This is a genomic window from Amorphus suaedae (assembly GCF_053629675.1).
The window spans coordinates 3,048,620-3,065,699 of the sequence record NZ_JBRJIT010000001.1; the positions used below are offsets into that span (position 1 = coordinate 3,048,620).

The window sequence follows — 17,080 nt, forward strand, 5'->3', positions numbered from 1 at the left end:
GCCGACGACACGGGCTCGGGGCGGTTGCACCTCAAAGGTAAGGCGAAGGCAAGTAACGGGGCTCTGCGGGGGCGGCCGTGTCTCTCCGGGTGACGTGCGAAGGGTGACGAAACTTTCCGGGGCGATGCGGGTTCGCCGTCAGGGCGGGGCGCGGCAACCGGACAGAGGCTCGCTAATGGCTTCGGGGAAAACGGAAGAGCCTACCGTAAAGGGGCTTCTACGCAGCGCGGGCACCACCTACGCCGAGGAACTCGGCATCGATCTTGCGAAGAACACGCCGTCGCCGCTCTTCCGCTGGCTGTGCGCGTCGCTGTTGCTGAGCACGCGGATCTCGGCGGATCTGGCGATGAACGCCGCGAGGGAGCTTGCCCGAGCCGGCTGGAGGACCCCGGAAAGGATGGCGGCCGCCACGTGGGAACAGCGCACGAAGGTCCTGAACGAGGCCGGCTACGCGCGCTACGACGAGAGCACGTCGCGGCGGCTCGCGGAGGTAGCCGAGACGATCCTCGACACGTACGGCGGCGATCTCCGCCGGCTGCGCAAGAAGGCGGAAGGCAACCCGGAGCGGTTGAGAGACCTCTTGAAGGCGTTCAAGGGGATCGGCGACGTCGGCGCCGACATCTTCTGCAGGGAAATTCAGGCGGCGTGGCCGGAATTCTATCCCTTCGTCGACCAGAAGGCCCTCGACAGCGCCCGAAAGCTCGGGCTCGCCTCCTCGAGGGAGGCGGTGGCCGGGCTGGTGCCGAGGAAGGATCTGCCCCGGCTGCTGGCTGCCCTGATCCGCACCGATCTGTGTCGCTGACGCCGAAGGGCGCCCTCTCCAGTTCCGTCTCGCCGCCGCTTTGACCCGCGCCCGCGGGACCTGCGGCCTCCGTCCTCCGGCAAGAAGGACCGAACGATGATCCCCACCTGGCTCAACTGGCTTTCCGCGATCTCCCTGGCCCTCGGTTTCGTGTCGGCGGCAATCATCGCGGCGGACGAAGCCCGTCACCCCCAGCACATGTGGATCATGAACCTCGTCTGGCCGCTCATCGCGCTGTCGGGGAGTGGCCTCGCCCTGTGGGCCTACTTCAAGGTCGGCCGCAACATGGGTCACGGTCACCACGGCGGCCACGACGACGAAGCCGAGGGCGCGTCGTTCGCGGTCTCCGTCGCCAAGGGAACGTCCCACTGCGGCGCGGGCTGCACGCTGGGCGACATCGTGGCCGAATGGCTGCTCGTCGCCGTTCCCGTCATCGCGGTGTGGTTCGGCTGGCAGTCGCTGTTCGGAGAGAAGATCTTCGCCGTCTGGATCGTCGACTACATCTTCGCGCTGGCGTTCGGCATCGCCTTCCAGTTCTACGCAATCGCCCCGATGCGCGGGCTCGGGGTCTGGGAGGGCCTGTGGGAGGCGGCCAAGGCGGACGTGCTGTCGCTGACGTTCTGGCAGATCGGCATGTACGGCTTCATGGCCATCGCCCATTTCTGGATCTTCGGGGCACTGCTGGGCGTCACCCTCGAGGCCACCATGGTGACCTTCTGGTTCATGATGCAGATCGCCATGATCTGCGGCTTCATCACCGCCTACCCCATCAACTGGTGGCTCATCCGCGTCGGCATCAAGGAAGCCATGTAGGCGCCCGCATGGGAAAGGCCCGGCCGCTGGGAAGCGACCGGGCCCTTGAGTCTCAGTCAGGCCGCGGGGTTCACGCCCAGGTGGCGTGAACCTTCGGCTCGCGCTCCCAGAAGCGCAGCTTGCGGCAGGCGGTCACGAAGGCCTGGGCATCCTTCGCGGCCTTCAGCTCGGTGAAGCCGCCGTCCATGTCGGCCTTGAGGCCGGCCTTCTCGAACAGCGTCATCGCCGGCTTGGAGTAGGCGACGAACTTGGCGTGGGCGAAGGCGTCGTTGACGAAGTCCTTGGCGGTGGACTCGTTGGCGAGCATCTCCGCCCCGTCCGGGCCCGGCAGGATCGCCACGGCGTCGTACAGCACCGACGGGCCGCCGTTGATCTTCTGCTTCGCCTCGATCCAGGTGCCGTCGCTCGCCTTCACGCCGCCGACCATCGGCGCCACGAACTCGATCAGCGCGCCTTCCTTCTCCAGCGCCGTCTTCAGCGCCTTTACGAGCGCGATGTCGGTGCCGTCGGTGACCAGGCAGCCCACCTTGCGGCCCTTGAAGCTCTCCGGGCCGTTCAGGATGATCGACAGCTTCGGCGAGGCCTCGAGGTCCATGTTCGTCGGCTTCGCGGCATCCGCGGGCTTCGGCATCTCCCTGAGGCGCAGGCCCTTGGCGACCTTCTCGGCGAGCTCCTTGTCGATGTTCAGAAGGTGGGCCACCACCCGCGACCGGATCGCGGGGGTCTCCACCTTCGACAGCTCGAAGGTGAGCGCCGCGGCGATATGGGTCTGCTCGATCTCCGTCTGGGAGATGTAGAACTGCCGCGCCTGGCTGTAGTGGTCGGAGAAGCGTTCCGACCGCACGCGTCCCTTGTCCGCGTCGATGGTCTCGGGATGCGAGCGGAAGCCCTTTTCGCTCTCGCGCGGCCCGCCGATTTCCGGGCCCCAGGAGTTCGGCTCATAGTTCGCCCGCCCGGTCGGGTTGGTGAACGCCATGTGGCCGTCCTGCTGGAAGTGGTGGAACGGGCAGCGCGGCGCGTTGATGGGCAGGTGGGTGAAGTTCGGGCCGCCGAGGCGCTTCAGCTGGGTGTCGAGGTAGGAGAAGTTGCGGCCCTGCAGCAGCGGGTCGTTGGTGAAGTCGATGCCGGGAACGATGTTGCCGGTCATGAAGGCGACCTGCTCGGTCTCGGCGAAGAAGTTGTCGACGCACCGGTCGAGCACCAGCCGCCCGACGATCCGGATCGGCACCAGCTCCTCCGGGATGATCTTGGTGGGGTCGAGCACGTCGAACTCGAAGCTGTCGGCGAAGTCGTCGTCGAACAGCTGCAGGCCGAGCTCCCATTCCGGATAGTCGCCCATCTGGATGGCGTCCCACAGGTCGCGGCGGTGGAAGTCCGGGTCGGCGCCGTTGAGCTTCAGCGCCTCGTTCCAGACCACCGACTGCAGCCCCTGCTTCGGCTTCCAGTGGAACTTCACGAAGGTGGATTTGCCCTCGGCGTTGATCAGCCGGAAGGTGTGGACGCCGAAGCCCTCCATGAAGCGGAAGGAGCGCGGGATCGTGCGGTCCGACATGATCCACATGACCATGTTCATCGCTTCCGGCATCAGCGACATGAAGTCCCAGAAATTGTCGTGCGCCGTCTGCGCCTGCGGGAAGCCGCGGTCCGGCTCCTGCTTGGCGGCATGGATCAGATCGGGGAACTTGATGGCGTCCTGGATGAAGAACACCGGGATGTTGTTGCCGACGAGGTCCCAGTTGCCCTCCTGCGTGTAGAGCTTCACCGCGAAGCCGCGCACGTCGCGGGCAAGGTCGGCCGAGCCCTTGTTGCCGGCGACGGTGGAGAACCGCACGAAGGCTTCGGTCTTCTCGCCGGGGCGCTGGAAGATGTCGGCGCTGGTGATGTCGGCGAGCGACTCGTAGGTCTCGAAGAAGCCGTGGGCGCCGAAGCCCCGCGCGTGCACGACGCGCTCGGGGATGCGCTCGTGGTCGAAGTGGAAGATCTTCTCGCGGAAGTGCTGGTCTTCCATCAGCGTCGGCCCGCGCGGACCGGCGCGCAGCGAGTTCTGGTCGTCGGAGACGGGCATGCCCTGCTGGGTGGTCAGCGCCGGAACGTCGCCCGAGGCCACCTGATGGGTTTCGCCGCCGGTGCCGAACAGGACCTTCTCGTCGGCGAACGTTGCGCTTTTCGGCTGAGTCTTGCGCTTTTCGGCCATGGAACCCTCGTTGGAATCGAATGCGGAATCGGCGATGTGCGCGCGGGCACGCGGCCGGCGTCGCAACAGGGCTCCAACAGTGGGTCCGGGGGAATGTTCCGGAGGGCGGGCAGATTCCTGGAAATGGTCCAGGGTGCGTCCGCATCGTGGCGCGGCCGGCAGATCCGGGCCGGCCTTCCGGGGCGCGGTCGTCCGCTCCCGGGCGCGGCGCGATCGCTCAGGCGGCCGGGTCGGGGTCGCGGTCCCGATCGCCCGTCGCCGCCGGCTGCGACGCAGCACGCGGCTCGCCGCGCTCCCACCGCAGGCGCTGCCAGAGCTCGGAGATGACGGCGCCGAAGCCGGCGATCAGGACCAGCGCCACCGCCAGGCCGCCCACGTAGGGTATCAGCACCGCGACGATGAGCACGAACAGGCCGGCGATCATCCAGCCGATCTGGCTCGCCCCGCCCGGATCGCCCGACCGCATCAGCCGGCGCACGACCAGCCCCACCGCCAATGACCCGGCGGCGAGCGCGAACAGGTTGGTGAGCGCGATCCCGGTCAGCACGGCGAGGCCGATCGGAAGGCCGACCACGGAAACGGTCGACACCCCCGCCAGAACGATGGCCGTCAGCAGAAGCGCCAAGCCGCGGCCAAGGTGGGGAAGCGGCCGGGCGACGATGCGCGTCGCGGCGGCGGTGCCGAAGGCGGAGAACGCGATCTGGACGCCCAGCAGCAGCACGATCACCGCCGTCAGCCAGGAGACGGCCAGGAAGATGCCGATGCCGATGAGGGCGAAGACGATGCGCCGCACGTTCGGCAGGTGCAGCTCGAGCCGCCGGACTTCGCCGCCGATGACGGCGCCGTCGGCGATCTCGGGCGGGCTGCCGCTGCGGTAGACCAGGTCGCCGCCGATCCGCGCGTCGGGCCCGACGACGATGCGCTCCGCCACGACGTCGACCTTGCCGTCGATGATCCCGTCGATGGTGATGGTTCGGGCGGCGGCGCGCAGCGTCCCGCCGATGCGGCCCCGCAGCGCGATCGTCTCGCCGGCCAGCCGCGCGTCGCCGACCACGAACCCGTCGGGCGTGATCGCGAACCGGCGCCCGACCGCCATCACGTCGTCCTCGACGCGGCCGCCGATCACCAGGCTCTCGGCGATGGAGATCAGGTCGGCGGTGGTGCCGCCGTTCAGCGTGACGCTGGCGCCGGCGACGATCGCGGTCCCGACGGTGGCTTCCTGGAACACGATGTCCCGGCCTGCGGCGAACACGTCGTCCGGGACGCGCGCGGTGATGGTGACCGTCCGCCCCGCCAGGAACTGCATGTCGTCGTTGTCGCGGGAGACGACGAGGTTCTCGCGGTCGGCCAGCGCCTGCAGCGGGCTTTCCTGGGCGAAGCCGGGGCCGATGGCGGCGGCGGTGAGGAGCGCGCCCACGAGCGCGACCGCGGCGCAAAGTGTCGCACGGTGCGCGCCCATCCGCGCGTTTCGTCGCCATGCGTTCATCGTCGCCCCCGATTCCCTCGCGAGGCCGGAGGTCTCCGGCCGCCGAGCGATCCTGCTACCGGGTCTTGCGAAGAATCAAGGTGCCGGCATCGCCGCCGGTGGCATCCTTGCCGTGCCGGCGCCGGAAAGCCTGGGATCTTGCGATCGTTGCGTTCGCCACCATCTCGTTGGGAGGGAGTCTGCCGCGTCGCTGCCGGCATATATGAGCAGCTTCTTTAGAATGAGTATAAGTCAAGTCGTCGAGAGGTCGCCGAGCGTAGTTCCGAGTTGTTCTAAATCAAGTCTGACGTTTTTCTCTTGACGCACGGCTCACTCACCGTGTTCCTTGTCCGCCGGGTCGAGCGGGTCGGTTGCGACCGCCCGTCAGTGTCTCCGAGGCGTCCATGATCGTTTGCTCTTGCAATGCTCTGTCGCACGACGACATCCGGGAAGCGGTGCTTCTCGTCCGCAAGGTGCGCCCGTACGGGCCGATCACCGTGGGCGAGCTCTACCGCGCCCTCGGCACGCGCCCGAAGTGCGGCACCTGCCTTTCCCATGCGACCGAACATGCCAAGCGCTACGACACCGCGGGCGGCGGCATGTGCTGCAAGTGCCCCGGATCCAAGTGCTGGTCCTGCGATCATGCCGTGTCCGAGGATGCGGCGCAGTCGGACGTCGTCGCCGCCTGAGGCGGATGACGCACCGCGCCCGCGATCGCCTTTCCGACTGCTCTTTCCCAGTTCAAGCACTGGTGATCGGTTGAACGATTCCAGATTCGGTCGGGAATAGTCCGCGATTCGAACGGTTTGAGCGTGAATACTTGAATTCTTCTAATTCGCTTCTTTCGCGGTGTGCTTGACACCGCCCGGGATGTCTTCGAGGAGTGCCCCCGGACTGTTTCGAGGGGGCGTTCGCGCCCCGATTGTTCTGGCTTGATGACGGAGTTGACGATGTCCCTGTCCTACCGGCGCAGCGGTGCTGCCGCTGCCATCCTCGCCCTCGCGTTCGGCGCCGCCACCGCGGCGTCCGCGGCCGACGTCGTCAACATTTATTCGTCGCGCCACTACGACAACGACGAGAAGCTGTACGCCGGCTTCGAGAAGGCGACCGGCATCCAGGTCAACCGGATCGAGGACAACGCCGACGTTCTGATCGAGCGGATGAAGAGCGAGGGCCGCAACAGCCCCGCCGACGTGTTCATCGCCGCCGATGCCGGCCGCCTGTGGCGCGCCGAGGAGGCCGGCCTGCTGCAGCCGACGGACTCCGAGTACCTCGTGTCGCGCATTCCCGATCACTACCGCCATCCGGACGGTCTGTGGGCGGGCTATTCCAAGCGCGCACGGATCATCTTCTACGACAAGGAGGGTGTGACCGAGCCGCCGCAGACCTACGACGAACTCGCCGACCCGAAGTACAAGGGCATGATCTGCACGCGCTCGAGCTCCAACGTCTACATGCTGTCGCTGCTCGCCTCGATCATCGAGAACGAGGGCTCGGAGAAGGCGGAGGCCTGGGCGCAGGGCGTGTGGGACAACCGGGCCCGCGATCCCCAGGGCGGTGACACGGACCAGCTGAAGGCGATCGTGTCCGGCGAGTGCGAGATCGTGCTCGCGAACCACTACTACTTCGTGCGCGGCGTTGCCGGCAACGTGCCCGGCCTGACCGGCGAGACCGACAAGATCGCGTGGGTCTTCCCGAACCAGGAGACCACCGGCACCCATGTGAACATTTCCGGCGCCGGCATGGCGGTGAACGCGCCCCATCCCGACGCCGCGCTGAAGTTCCTGGAATATCTGGCGACGCCGGAGGCCCAGGAATACTTCGCCGCCGGCAACTTCGAGTTCCCCGTCGTCGAGGACGTCGCGGAAGCCGGTCCGGTGGCCGACCTCGGCACGTTCAAGGAAGACACCATGAACCTGTCGAAGCTCGGCGAGAACCAGGCGGAAGCCCAGGAAATCTACGACCGCGTCGGCTACAAGTAGGCGCGCCGGCGATCAGCCACCGTCTGTCTCCGGGCGCCGCAAGGCCGCCCGGAGATGGAGGACGGACAGAAGCGCGGCCGTGGCCGCGGGTCCGACCAGAGCCAGGCTCAACCCGACCTTCAGAAAGCAGAAGCCACCAAGGACGGCGCCCAGCACGAGCGCCGTCCACGATGCGAGGTGGGGCGACCACGCGGTGGCGCCGGCCTTCCCGCTGAGATGACGGGCGAGGCCCAGGCCGGTCGACACCAGCGAACCGGTCACGAACGTGCTGCCGAGGGTCGTCCCGGCGACCGCCTGCCGGAGATTGTTCTGGGCGCCCATCGCGAAGGCCAGCGGCAAGAGGTGGGCCACGGAGACGTCGTCCCCGGCAGACGCGATGGCGACGCCGAGCATCAGGATCGCCTCGCCGGCCAGGATGGCGGCGCCCGCGACGCGCGGCGCGATCTCGACGAGGAACGCGCCCCCCGTCACCCCGGCCAGGAACAGCGCGATCAGCAGCGCGGCACTGACCGCGCCGGCAGCCCCGCCGCTCGCCAGCAAGGCGGCCATCTGCGTGGTGTTGCCGCTCATGAACGAGACGAAAAGACCGCTGAGCGCCAGATAGCCGATCGCGTCCACGAACCCGGCAAGCGCGACCAGCAGCAGGGCGGGTCCCAGCTGCCGCAGGACGATGGTCCATTCGGGGGGATCGGTTCTGTCCATCCTGACGGCGTTCATCCGTGCGCGGTCTCGACGACCGCCGTCATCCTAGCCGCAGTCCATGACGTTCGTCTCGGGGGGAAGCGGGCTCTTCCTTGCCGGCGCGAAGACCGCTCGAGCGATCGGATTGGGAGCCGTTCCCGATCGGCAAGCCGCTGCCGTCCGGCCGGAGAGCGCGTCAGCGCTGGCCCGGTCGGGCCCTGGCGATCTGGCGCGACAGCAGGATCACCGGCACGAGCCCGACGGCCATGATCACCAGCGAGGGCGTCGAGGCCTCGGCGAGCCGCTCGTCGGAGGCCAGCCGGTAGGCCTGGATCGCCAGCGTGTCGAAGTTGAACGGCCGCATGATCAGCGTCGCCGGCAGCTCCTTCATGATGTCGACGAAGACGATCAGCGCCGCGGTCAGGAGCCCGCCGGAGATCAGCGGCAGGTGCACCCGGAACAGGAGGCGGCCGGGCCCGGCGCCGAGCGTGCGCGCCGCCTCGTCGATGGACGGCGTGATCTTGCCGAGGCTGGCTTCCAGCGTGTTCAGCGCGACCGCCATGAAGCGGACCATGTAGGCGAACACCAGCGCCGCGATGGTGCCGGTGAGGATCAGCCCGGTGGAGATGCCGAAGGTGGCGCGCATCCACGCGTCCAGGCCGTTGTCGAAGGTGGTGAGCGGGATCAGCAGCCCGACCGCGATGATGGAGCCCGGCATCGCGTAGCCGAGGGAGACGAGACGGTTGGCCGACGTCGTCAGGGCGCCGGGGCGGCTGCGCGCCGCATAGGCGAGGATCAGCCCGACGGCGACGGTCGCCAGCGCGCCGCAACCCGCCAGCATGAACGAGTTCAGGATCAGCCCCACGTAGCGCCCGCCGAACAGGGCGTGGGCATTCAGAAAGGTGAGCCGGCCGAGAATGACCAGCGGCAGCAGGAAGCCCAGCACGATCGGCAGCGCGCAGGCGGTGGTGGCGAGCCAGGCGCGCGCGCCCCTGAGGGGATATTCCGGCAGGGTGTCGAAGCGGCGGCCGGAATCGAAGCCGCGCCGGCCGCGCTGCAGGCGCTCGGCCAGAAGCAGCAGGAAGACGACGCCCACCAGGTTGAGGGCGAGCTGCGCCGCGGCCACCCGGTCGCCCAGCGAGAACCACGCCCGGTAGATGCCGGTGGTGAAGGTCTGGACGCCGAAATGGGCGACGGTGCCGAAGTCGGCGAGCGTCTCCATCAGCGCCAGCGACACGCCCACCGCGATCGCCGGGCGGGCCATCGGCAGGGCCACCTTGAGGAAGGCGGTCCACGGGCTCCGGCCGAGCGTCCGCGCGACCTCGAGCGTGCACGCCGATTGCTGCAGGAACGCCGCGCGGGCGAGCAGGTAGACGTAGGGGTAGAGCACCAGCGTGAACATCAGCGCGGCGCCTTCGAGGGAGCGGATCTCCGGGAACCAGTAGTCGCGGGGTCCCCAGCCGGTCACCGCGCGCAGCCACGTCTGTACCGGTCCCGGGTGCTGCAGGAAGTCGGTGTAGGCGTAGGCGACCACGTAGGCCGGTGCGGCGAAGGGCAGGATCAGCGCCCACTCGAGGATGCGCTTGCCGGGAAACCGGCACATGGTGACCAGCCATGCCGTTCCGGTGCCGGTGACGAAGACCCCGGCGGTCACCGCGATCACCAGGAGGATGGTGTTCTCGACGTAGGTGGGAAGCACGGTCGAGGCGAGATGCGCCCAGGTGCCCGTGTCGGTTCCGAACGCGGCGGCGACGACGGCGACCAGCGGCGACAGGAGCACGAGCGCCACCGCCATGGCCAGCCACGCCAGCCAGCCGAGGCGCCGGCGCGGGGCGGCGACCTCGCGCGGCCACGCGATCTCGGCGGCATCGGAGCGGGCGAGGTCCGTCATCGCGCGACCCCGCGCCGCGCGGCGTGCGGGCCGGCCGTGATGATCTGGACAGTCGAACGAGGCACGTGGAACATTCCGATACTGGGGAGCCTGCCGCGCACGCCGGGCCGTCCTCATCGACCGAGACCCGCGGTCCGCTGCCGGGAGGCCCGCGGCGGGCGGCCGGCCATGACGTCGGGCCATGACGCGGGCGCAACCCGCTTCATAGCGATGCGACAGCGGCAAGAAAAGACAATTGAACCCAGTCTTTTACTGGAATAATTCGAAAGTATTCCCTGCGGATCGACCAGTCGGCAGGATGGGATATGCGGCGAATTGACCTGCGATGGTCTGGGGATCCCGGCGGTCGCCCGCCGTCTGCCGGGATCCCTACGCCTGTTGCGGGCGGGGTTGCATCGCTCAGGACCGGTTGGACCCTTGCGTCCGGCCCGGCGGCGCATCACGTGAAATTCACAACGCTGGCCGTTCCCGACAGGCCCGGCCGCGATCAACCAAGGAGGTTCCCATGAAGGTCCCGTACGACACCCACATCGTTGTGGCGGATGGCTCGCGCGCGCTCTTCCTGCGCAATGCGGGAGACGACGGGTTGATCGACCTGAAGGTCTTCGACCAGGAGGAGATCGACAATCCGCCGACCCGGGAACAGGGAACCGACCGGCCGGGCCGCTTCAACGACGCCGGTCCCGGCCGCAGCGCGGTCGCCGACACCGACTGGCACGAGCTGGAGAAGGAGCGCTTCGCGCACCACCTGGCGGACCGGCTGCAGAAGCTCGTTCACAACAAGCCGCACACCAAGCTGATCCTGGTGGCCGCGCCGAAGATCCTCGGCGAGATGCGGGGGGCCCTGCACAAGGAGGTGGACGCCTGCGTGATCGGCGAACTCGCCAAGGACCTGACGCACCATCCGGTCTCCGAGATCGAGAAGATCGTGCACGCTAGCTGAGGCAAGGCGCGGGTCCGCTTGCCGGGGGCCGCGTCAGTCCCGCCAAAAGGCCGGCGACAGCAGCACCACGGCCGTCATGATCTCCAGCCGGCCGATGAGCATCATGAAGGCGAGGATCCATGTCTCAGCCTCGCCGAGCGGCCGGAAGTTGCCGGCCGGGCCGATGACGTTGCCGAGGCCCGGCCCGACGTTCGACATGGCCGTCACCACGCCGGTGAGCGCGGTGAGGAAGTCGACCCCAAGGCCGCACAGCACCAGCGTCATCACGCCGTAGATGCCGAAGAACGCCACCAGGAACGTCACGACGGACTCGAAGACGTCCTGGTCGATGTGCCGCTCGCCGTAGCGCAGCGGAATGACCGCGTTCGGATAGACGAGCCGGGCGAGCGCGCGCCGGAAGGCCAGCCAGATGATCAGCAGGCGGTAGATCTTGATGCCGCCCGCCGTGGACCCCGAACAGCCGCCGATGAAGGTCAGCAGGAAGAACAGGCCGACGGCGAAGGTGCCCCACAGGCTGTAGTCCTCCGACGCGAAGCCGGTCGTCGTGACGATCGAGACGATGTTGAAGGTCGACCGCGACAGCGCCTGGAAGAAATCGAGGTTGGAGTTGAGATACACCCAGATGCCGAGCAGCACGCAGACGATCGCGATCGCGGCAAGGTAGACGCGGACCTGCACGTCGCGGAACAGCGACAGCCGCCCCCGCAGCACGAACTCGACGTAGAGGACGAACGGCAGCGCACCGGCGAGCATGAACAGCACCGCCGCCCAGATCAGCCCCATGTTGTCGCCGAAGTAGCCGAACGAGGCGTCGTGGGTCGAATAGCCGCCCGTCGAGACGGTGGTCATCGCGTGGTTGATGGCATCGAACAGGTTCATGCCGAGCGCCGCGTAGACGAGGGCGCAGGCGGCCGTCAGCACGGCGTAGAACGCCATCAGCGCGGCGGTCAGGTTGACCATCCGCGGCACCGCCTTCTCCGACCGGTCCGAGGATTCGGTGCGGAAGAACTGCATGCCGCCGATCCGGAGGAACGGGAACAGGAACAGGCCGATGGCGACGATGCCGATGCCGCCGAGCCATTGCAGCATCGACCGCCAGATCAGGATCCCGCGCGGCAGGTTGTCGAGGCCGGTGAGGATCGTGGATCCCGTCGTGGTCAGGCCCGACATGGATTCGAAGAAGCCTTCGGCGGGCGAGATGCCGTAGGGCGACAGCCAGAACGGAATGGCGCCCACCACCGCGGTGACCAGCCAGAGCAGCGTCGTCAGGAGAAAGCCGAACCGCGGCGAGAACTTCGGCAGGGGCTGACGCATCGAGACGATGCCGAGGAGCGACACGGCGAACACGCCGATGCTCGAGCCCATGAAGACGACCCAGTCCTTGTTGCCGTCCGCGATGTCGATGAACGCCGGAATCAGCATCGCGACGGCGACGTGAAGGGCGAAGAAGCTCGCGATGTAGAGACTGGGACGAAAGTACTGGAGCGCCTGCATCGGCCCTCGGCCGTCACCTTGCTACTCGGACATCCGGTCCGACACGGGCGGTAAGCGGCCGCTTCCGGCCGGCGGATGCCGGCGCGCCAACCTGTGTGGCAGTGCGGCATTCGTTGGCGCCAGCATTAGCGGATCGCGACCCGCCCGACAACCGCCTGTGCGGAGCGGCTCCCTTCGGCTAGGCCTTTGTCGCAAAGACGTGCGAGTCTGGGTCCAGAACGCGCGGCAGGCTTGGCGTGGCGATTGCTTCGCGTTCGACCGGCAGGGAGGTGAATGACCGAATGGAACACGGCAGCGAGATCCCGTTCCTGCGGGAGGTCGTCATATTTCTGGTGACAGCCGGCGTCGTGGTTCCCCTGTTCCAGCGGCTTCGGGTCAGTCCCATCCTCGGCTTCCTCATCGCCGGCATCCTGATCGGCCCCTACGGCATCGCCCGGTTCGCCGGCGACTGGCCGTGGCTGCGGTACGCCACCATCCCCGACATCGAGGGCGTGTCGCACCTGGCCGAGCTGGGCGTGGTCTTCCTGCTGTTCATGATCGGCCTGGAGCTGTCGCTGCAGCGGCTGTGGGCGATGCGGCGCATGGTCTTCGGATTCGGCGCGCTGCAGGTGATCATCACCGGTGCGGTGATCTGGGCGATCGGCCGCTATGTCGGGCTCGACGGACCCGCGGCGATCGTCATCGGCGGCTGTCTGGCGCTCTCCTCCACCGCGATCGTCACCGAGCTGCTGGTGGAGCGCCGCCGCCTTGCCTCGCCACCCGGCCGCGCGGCGTTCTCGGTGCTCTTGTTCCAGGACCTCGCGGTTGTGCCCATCCTCTTCGTGATCGGGGCGTTCGGCACCGGCGAGGCGGACGGCCTGGTGGTCGATCTGCTGATCGCGCTGGTCGAGGCGGCGGTCGCCATCGGCATCATCCTGATCGCCGGACGGATCGTGGTGCGGCCGTTCCTCCGCTTCGTCGGCGCGCGCCGCAACCGCGAGGTGTTCACCGCGGCCGCGCTGCTGATCATCCTCGGCACCGCGGCGGCGACATCGTTTGCCGGCCTGTCGATGGCGCTGGGCGCGTTCCTCGCCGGCCTCGTCTTCTCCGACACCGAGTTCCGCCACCAGATCGAAGCCGACATCGAGCCGTTCAAGGGGCTGTTCCTCGGGCTGTTCTTCGTCTCCGTCGGGATGTCGATCGACCCCGCGTTCGTCGCCGGCCAGCCGTTGCTCATCGCGGCGCTGATCGTCGGCGTGTTCGTCCTCAAGGCGCTGGTGCTGATGGCGATCGCGCTGGCCGTCCGCCAGCCGCTGGCCATCGCGGTGGAAACCGGCCTGCTGCTCGGCCAGGTCGGCGAATTCGCGCTGGTCGGGCTCGGCGCGGCGACGGCGCTCGGCGTCATTCCGCCCGATGTGTCGGCGCTGCTGGTGGTGGTCGCCGGCGCCACCATGGCCCTCACACCGGTGCTGGCGCCGTACGCCGAAATGCTCGGCAAGCGCCTTGAGGTGCGCGATCTCAAGGCGCAGGTCGGCCGGCTGGAGTCGCGCCCGGAGGTGGCCGATCACGTCATCATCGCCGGGTTCGGCCGCGTCGGGCGGCTTCTGGGCGAAATCCTGGACCACCAGAAGGCGGCCTACATCGCCCTCGACGTGAACGGCCCGGCGGTGGCGTCGCTGCGCCGGGCGGGCGTGCCGGTCTATTTCGGCGACACCAGCCGGGTCGACGTCCTCAAGCGGGCGGGCATCGAGACCGCGTCGGCGGTCGTCGTGACGATGGACGACCCGGTGGCGGCGGAGAACATCGTGCGGGCGGTGCGCCGCGACGGGCACAAGGTGTCGATCATCGCGCGCGCCCGCGACCGCGCCCATGCCGAGCGGCTGTTCGCGCTGGGGGCCGACGAGGTGATTCCGGAGACGGTGGAGGCGTCGCTGCAGCTGGGCGAGGTCATGCTGCGCGGCCTCGGCCTGCCGCAGGATGCGGCGCGCACGCTGATCGGCGACCTGCGCGACAAGGAACGCGGGGCGCTGGAGGACTTCCGCCGGCCGCCGCGCCCGGGGGGCTGATCGTTTCCGGAGCGGACAGTCGGCTCAGGCCGTGGCGGCGGTGACGGCCTTCGGCGCGGGGGCCCGGTCGCCCTCGAGCCACTGGTCGAGGAAGTGCGTCAGCCACGTCCGCACGGCGGGATCGAACACCGGCCGGCCGGCGAAATGGTCCCGGCGGTCGCGGGCGCCCGGCAGCTGCATGCGGGCCGAGGCGCGGGTGGTCCAGCGGTGCATCATGGCGAGCGTCAGTTCCGGATGGAACTGGATGCCGTAGGCGTTGTCGCCGACGCGGAAGGCCTGGTGCTCGAAGTGCTCGCCGGTGGCCAGCAGGGTCGCGCCGGAGGTCGGAACGGTCATGCCCTCCCGGTGCCACTGATAGACCTTGCGGGGCCACTCCATCATCGCTTCGCCCGCCGGCGTCGGGTTGAGGTCGTAGTAGCCGATCTCGACGAGGCTCTCCTGGTGGAAGCCCACCCGGCCGCCGATGGCGCGGCACAGCATCTGCGCGCCGAGGCAGATGCCGAGGAACGGCACCGATTCGCGCAGGACGACGTCGATGAAGTCGATCTCGCGCTTCACGAAGGCGTCGGTGTCGTTGGAGCTCATCGGCCCGCCGAAGATGACGCAGCCGGCATGGTCGGCGAGGGTGTCCGGCAGCGGGTCGCCCAGCGCCGGCCGGCGCATGTCGAGCCGGTAGCCCCGCTGGCACAGCATCTGGCCGACGCGGCCGGGGGTGGATTGCGCCTGATGCAGCACGATCAGGATCTTTCCAGCCGGTTCGGTCAGGGTCGGCAACGGTATCGTCATCGGCTCATCGATCTCCAGAAAACCGAGGGTCCGTGGCGCGCGTCCGGTTCGCGGTCGGCAGGCGACGTCACGCGCGGATCAGGACGCGGCCTCTCCTCCGGCGCCCTGCTCCAGGCGTGCCTCGACGCGCTTCTTGATCTCGATGCGCTCGCGGGACGAGACGCCGAGCAGCTCGGCCACCCGCCAGACCGTGTTGTCCTCGAACTCGGAGATCCTGCCGTCGGCAAATCCCATTTCCCACATCATCTCGACGACCATCTTGCGGCCGTCGTCGTCGAGAACGCGCTTCAGGACGGAGGTGAAGCCGTAGAGGTCGACGGCTTCCTCGTCGCGCTCCTTGGCCAGCTTGACCAGGGCCTCGGTGTCCTCCGTGCTCAAATCATAGTGCTCGGCCAGAACTTCGCGCAACACGCGTCGTTCGTCGGAGGTGATCTCGCCGTCGATGGCCACCAGGTGCACGAGCAGCGCGGCAACCGCGATCCGGTGGTCGTCGGGACCGAAGACCCGATCGTCGTCTGCGTCTTCGAGCTGCAGCCACTCGCGGATGGCTTTGAGCATGAGGTTCGTTCCTTGCGTCTACGCTGGCCGGAGGATGAGGTGTCACCCCGCGGAAAGGTCAGCGCAAGAATTGCGCCAGCGGAGGTGAAACGCGAACGGCGCGCCGTTCGATCCACGAAATTCGATCAGGTTCCAATCTGCAGGTAGCGTCGTTCGGCGTTTGCCGCAAGCCGGGGATGGCCGTCGGGAGGCCCCGCGCGCCGGCTTCACCGGCCGGTCGCGGGGCCGACACGCGCTCTTGAGCGATCGTCATTTCCCGCCGCGCGCCGGGCGCGGCAGGGTTGCGCCATCGCCCGCCGGCGGCGCGCCGCGACGGGCCGGGTCCACAAGGGGGGAACACGCATGCGCACCAGATCCTGGATCCTCGGACCGCTGCTGGCGGTGGCGTTCGGCGGCGCCGCGCTCGCCGGCGAGCAATATGTCGATAAGACCGGCTTCGCGGCGTCGGGCTACGACGTCGTCGCCTATTTCGAGCTGCCGCAGGCGCCGCCCGGCGCGCCGCAGCCGCCGGCGGTGCCCGGCCGCAAGGACATCACCGCCAGCTACAATGGCGCCACGTTCGCCTTCGCGAGCGAGGCCCATCGCGACGCCTTCCTGGCGGACCCGGCCCGGTACGCCCCCGCCTACGACGGCCACTGCGCCTACGGCGTCGCCCAGGGCGGCAAGGTGCCGGGCAATCCGAACCTCTGGCGGATCGTCGACGGCCGGCTCTACCTCAACATCACGCCGAACGTCGTGACCTTCTGGGAGGAGGACATCCCGGGCAACATCACGACGGCGGAGAAGAACTGGTCGGGCATCGAAGGCGAGGCGGCATCGGCGAACCCCGTGCCGAAGCTCGACACCAAGGCGGCACCCGTCGGCGGCTGAGACCGCCGGCCCGTCGTGGTCCAGCCGGGCGACGGGGGCCGCGCGGCCATGCGCGCCGGTTTCCTCTAGACGGCGAGCGCCGCGAGCGCTTCGCGCAGCGCTGGCGACAGCGGCGCCGGGCGGCGCGTCTCGCGGTCGACGTAGACGTGGACGAAGAAGCCCTCGGCGGCCGCCTGCGCGGCGTCGTTGCGGAAGAGGCCCACCTCGTAGCGCACCGACGAGCTGCCCATCCGCGCCACCCGCAGCCCGGCGGTGACCACGTCGGGGAACGCCATCTCGGCGAAGTAGCGGCATCCCGTCTCCACCACGAGGCCGACCTGCGCGCCCGCCTTCAGGTCGAGGACGCCCGCCTCGACCAGCCAGCCGTTCACCGCGGTGTCGAACAGCGAATAGTGCACGACGTTGTTCATGTGGCCGTAGATGTCGTTGTCCATCCAGCGCGTCTGGATCGTGCGGAAAGCCCGGTAGGCGTCGCGGCCGCCGGGTCCGGGCCGCGTCTGCGGCGAAGCGTCGTCGGCTGGCATCGGTGGCTTGTCTCCGGGCGGGTGGGGGCGTA

15 protein-coding genes are annotated in these 17,080 nt (G+C 68.6%); 7 read left to right on the top strand and 8 right to left on the bottom strand.

The window, feature by feature from the left end; translation table 11 throughout:
* Positions 1–103 precede the first annotated feature (103 nt).
* Positions 104–802, top strand: a complete 699-nt coding sequence (locus AB7M35_RS13585; protein WP_453960488.1) for a hypothetical protein — start codon at positions 104–106, stop codon at positions 800–802.
* 96 nt (positions 803–898) lie between these two features.
* Positions 899–1,615: a DUF4396 domain-containing protein gene (locus AB7M35_RS13590; RefSeq protein ID WP_453960490.1), complete on the top strand. Its 717-nt coding sequence runs from the start codon at positions 899–901 to the stop codon at positions 1,613–1,615.
* Positions 1,616–1,685: 70 nt separating this feature from the next.
* On the opposite strand, the gene katE is transcribed toward AB7M35_RS13590, so the two are convergent.
* Together katE and AB7M35_RS13600 are read right to left on the bottom strand one after the other, a co-directional pair.
* Positions 1,686–3,809 (bottom strand): catalase, encoded by a 2,124-nt coding sequence (gene katE, locus AB7M35_RS13595; RefSeq protein WP_453960491.1) that lies wholly within the window; start codon positions 3,807–3,809, stop codon positions 1,686–1,688.
* Positions 3,810–4,026: 217 nt separating this feature from the next.
* Positions 4,027–5,268, bottom strand: coding sequence for a bactofilin family protein (locus AB7M35_RS13600; RefSeq protein WP_453960493.1), 1,242 nt, complete (start codon positions 5,266–5,268; stop codon positions 4,027–4,029).
* 410 nt (positions 5,269–5,678) lie between these two features.
* Between AB7M35_RS13600 and AB7M35_RS13605 the strand changes: the two genes are divergently transcribed.
* Positions 5,679–5,963: a (2Fe-2S)-binding protein gene (locus tag AB7M35_RS13605; RefSeq protein ID WP_453960495.1), complete on the top strand. Its 285-nt coding sequence runs from the start codon at positions 5,679–5,681 to the stop codon at positions 5,961–5,963.
* 261 nt (positions 5,964–6,224) lie between these two features.
* The gene (locus AB7M35_RS13610) at positions 6,225–7,256 is read left to right on the top strand and encodes an extracellular solute-binding protein (RefSeq protein ID WP_453960496.1); all 1,032 of its coding nucleotides are present in this window, start codon (positions 6,225–6,227) and stop codon (positions 7,254–7,256) included.
* Positions 7,257–7,268: 12 nt separating this feature from the next.
* Here AB7M35_RS13610 and AB7M35_RS13615 read toward each other — a convergent pair whose 3' ends face one another.
* A complete protein-coding gene (locus AB7M35_RS13615; RefSeq protein WP_453960498.1) occupies positions 7,269–7,958 on the bottom strand; it encodes a YoaK family protein in 690 nt (229 codons plus the stop codon).
* Between the two features lie 175 nt (positions 7,959–8,133).
* Positions 8,134–9,828: an ABC transporter permease gene (locus AB7M35_RS13620; protein WP_453960500.1), complete on the bottom strand. Its 1,695-nt coding sequence runs from the start codon at positions 9,826–9,828 to the stop codon at positions 8,134–8,136.
* A gap of 505 nt (positions 9,829–10,333) precedes the next feature.
* On the opposite strand from AB7M35_RS13620, the gene AB7M35_RS13625 reads away from it, so the two are divergent.
* Positions 10,334–10,771: a baeRF12 domain-containing protein gene (locus tag AB7M35_RS13625; RefSeq protein ID WP_453960502.1), complete on the top strand. Its 438-nt coding sequence runs from the start codon at positions 10,334–10,336 to the stop codon at positions 10,769–10,771.
* Positions 10,772–10,804: 33 nt separating this feature from the next.
* Here AB7M35_RS13625 and AB7M35_RS13630 read toward each other — a convergent pair whose 3' ends face one another.
* Positions 10,805–12,265: a TrkH family potassium uptake protein gene (locus tag AB7M35_RS13630; RefSeq protein WP_453960504.1), complete on the bottom strand. Its 1,461-nt coding sequence runs from the start codon at positions 12,263–12,265 to the stop codon at positions 10,805–10,807.
* 281 nt (positions 12,266–12,546) lie between these two features.
* Between AB7M35_RS13630 and AB7M35_RS13635 the strand changes: the two genes are divergently transcribed.
* The gene (locus AB7M35_RS13635; protein WP_453960505.1) at positions 12,547–14,310 is read left to right on the top strand and encodes a monovalent cation:proton antiporter-2 (CPA2) family protein; all 1,764 of its coding nucleotides are present in this window, start codon (positions 12,547–12,549) and stop codon (positions 14,308–14,310) included.
* A gap of 24 nt (positions 14,311–14,334) precedes the next feature.
* Here AB7M35_RS13635 and AB7M35_RS13640 read toward each other — a convergent pair whose 3' ends face one another.
* Together AB7M35_RS13640 and AB7M35_RS13645 are read right to left on the bottom strand one after the other, a co-directional pair.
* Positions 14,335–15,096, bottom strand: coding sequence for a glutamine amidotransferase (locus AB7M35_RS13640; RefSeq protein WP_453960506.1), 762 nt, complete (start codon positions 15,094–15,096; stop codon positions 14,335–14,337).
* Between the two features lie 78 nt (positions 15,097–15,174).
* A complete protein-coding gene (locus AB7M35_RS13645; RefSeq protein ID WP_453960507.1) occupies positions 15,175–15,654 on the bottom strand; it encodes a tellurite resistance TerB family protein in 480 nt (159 codons plus the stop codon).
* Between the two features lie 342 nt (positions 15,655–15,996).
* On the opposite strand from AB7M35_RS13645, the gene AB7M35_RS13650 reads away from it, so the two are divergent.
* Positions 15,997–16,524, top strand: coding sequence for a YHS domain-containing (seleno)protein (locus AB7M35_RS13650; RefSeq protein ID WP_453960509.1), 528 nt, complete (start codon positions 15,997–15,999; stop codon positions 16,522–16,524).
* A 65-nt stretch (positions 16,525–16,589) separates the two neighbouring features.
* Here the strand turns inward: AB7M35_RS13650 and AB7M35_RS13655 are convergent, their stop codons facing one another.
* On the bottom strand, positions 16,590–17,048 hold the full coding sequence (locus tag AB7M35_RS13655; RefSeq protein WP_453960511.1) for an acyl-CoA thioesterase: 459 nt from the start codon (positions 17,046–17,048) through the stop codon (positions 16,590–16,592).
* Positions 17,049–17,080 lie beyond the last annotated feature (32 nt).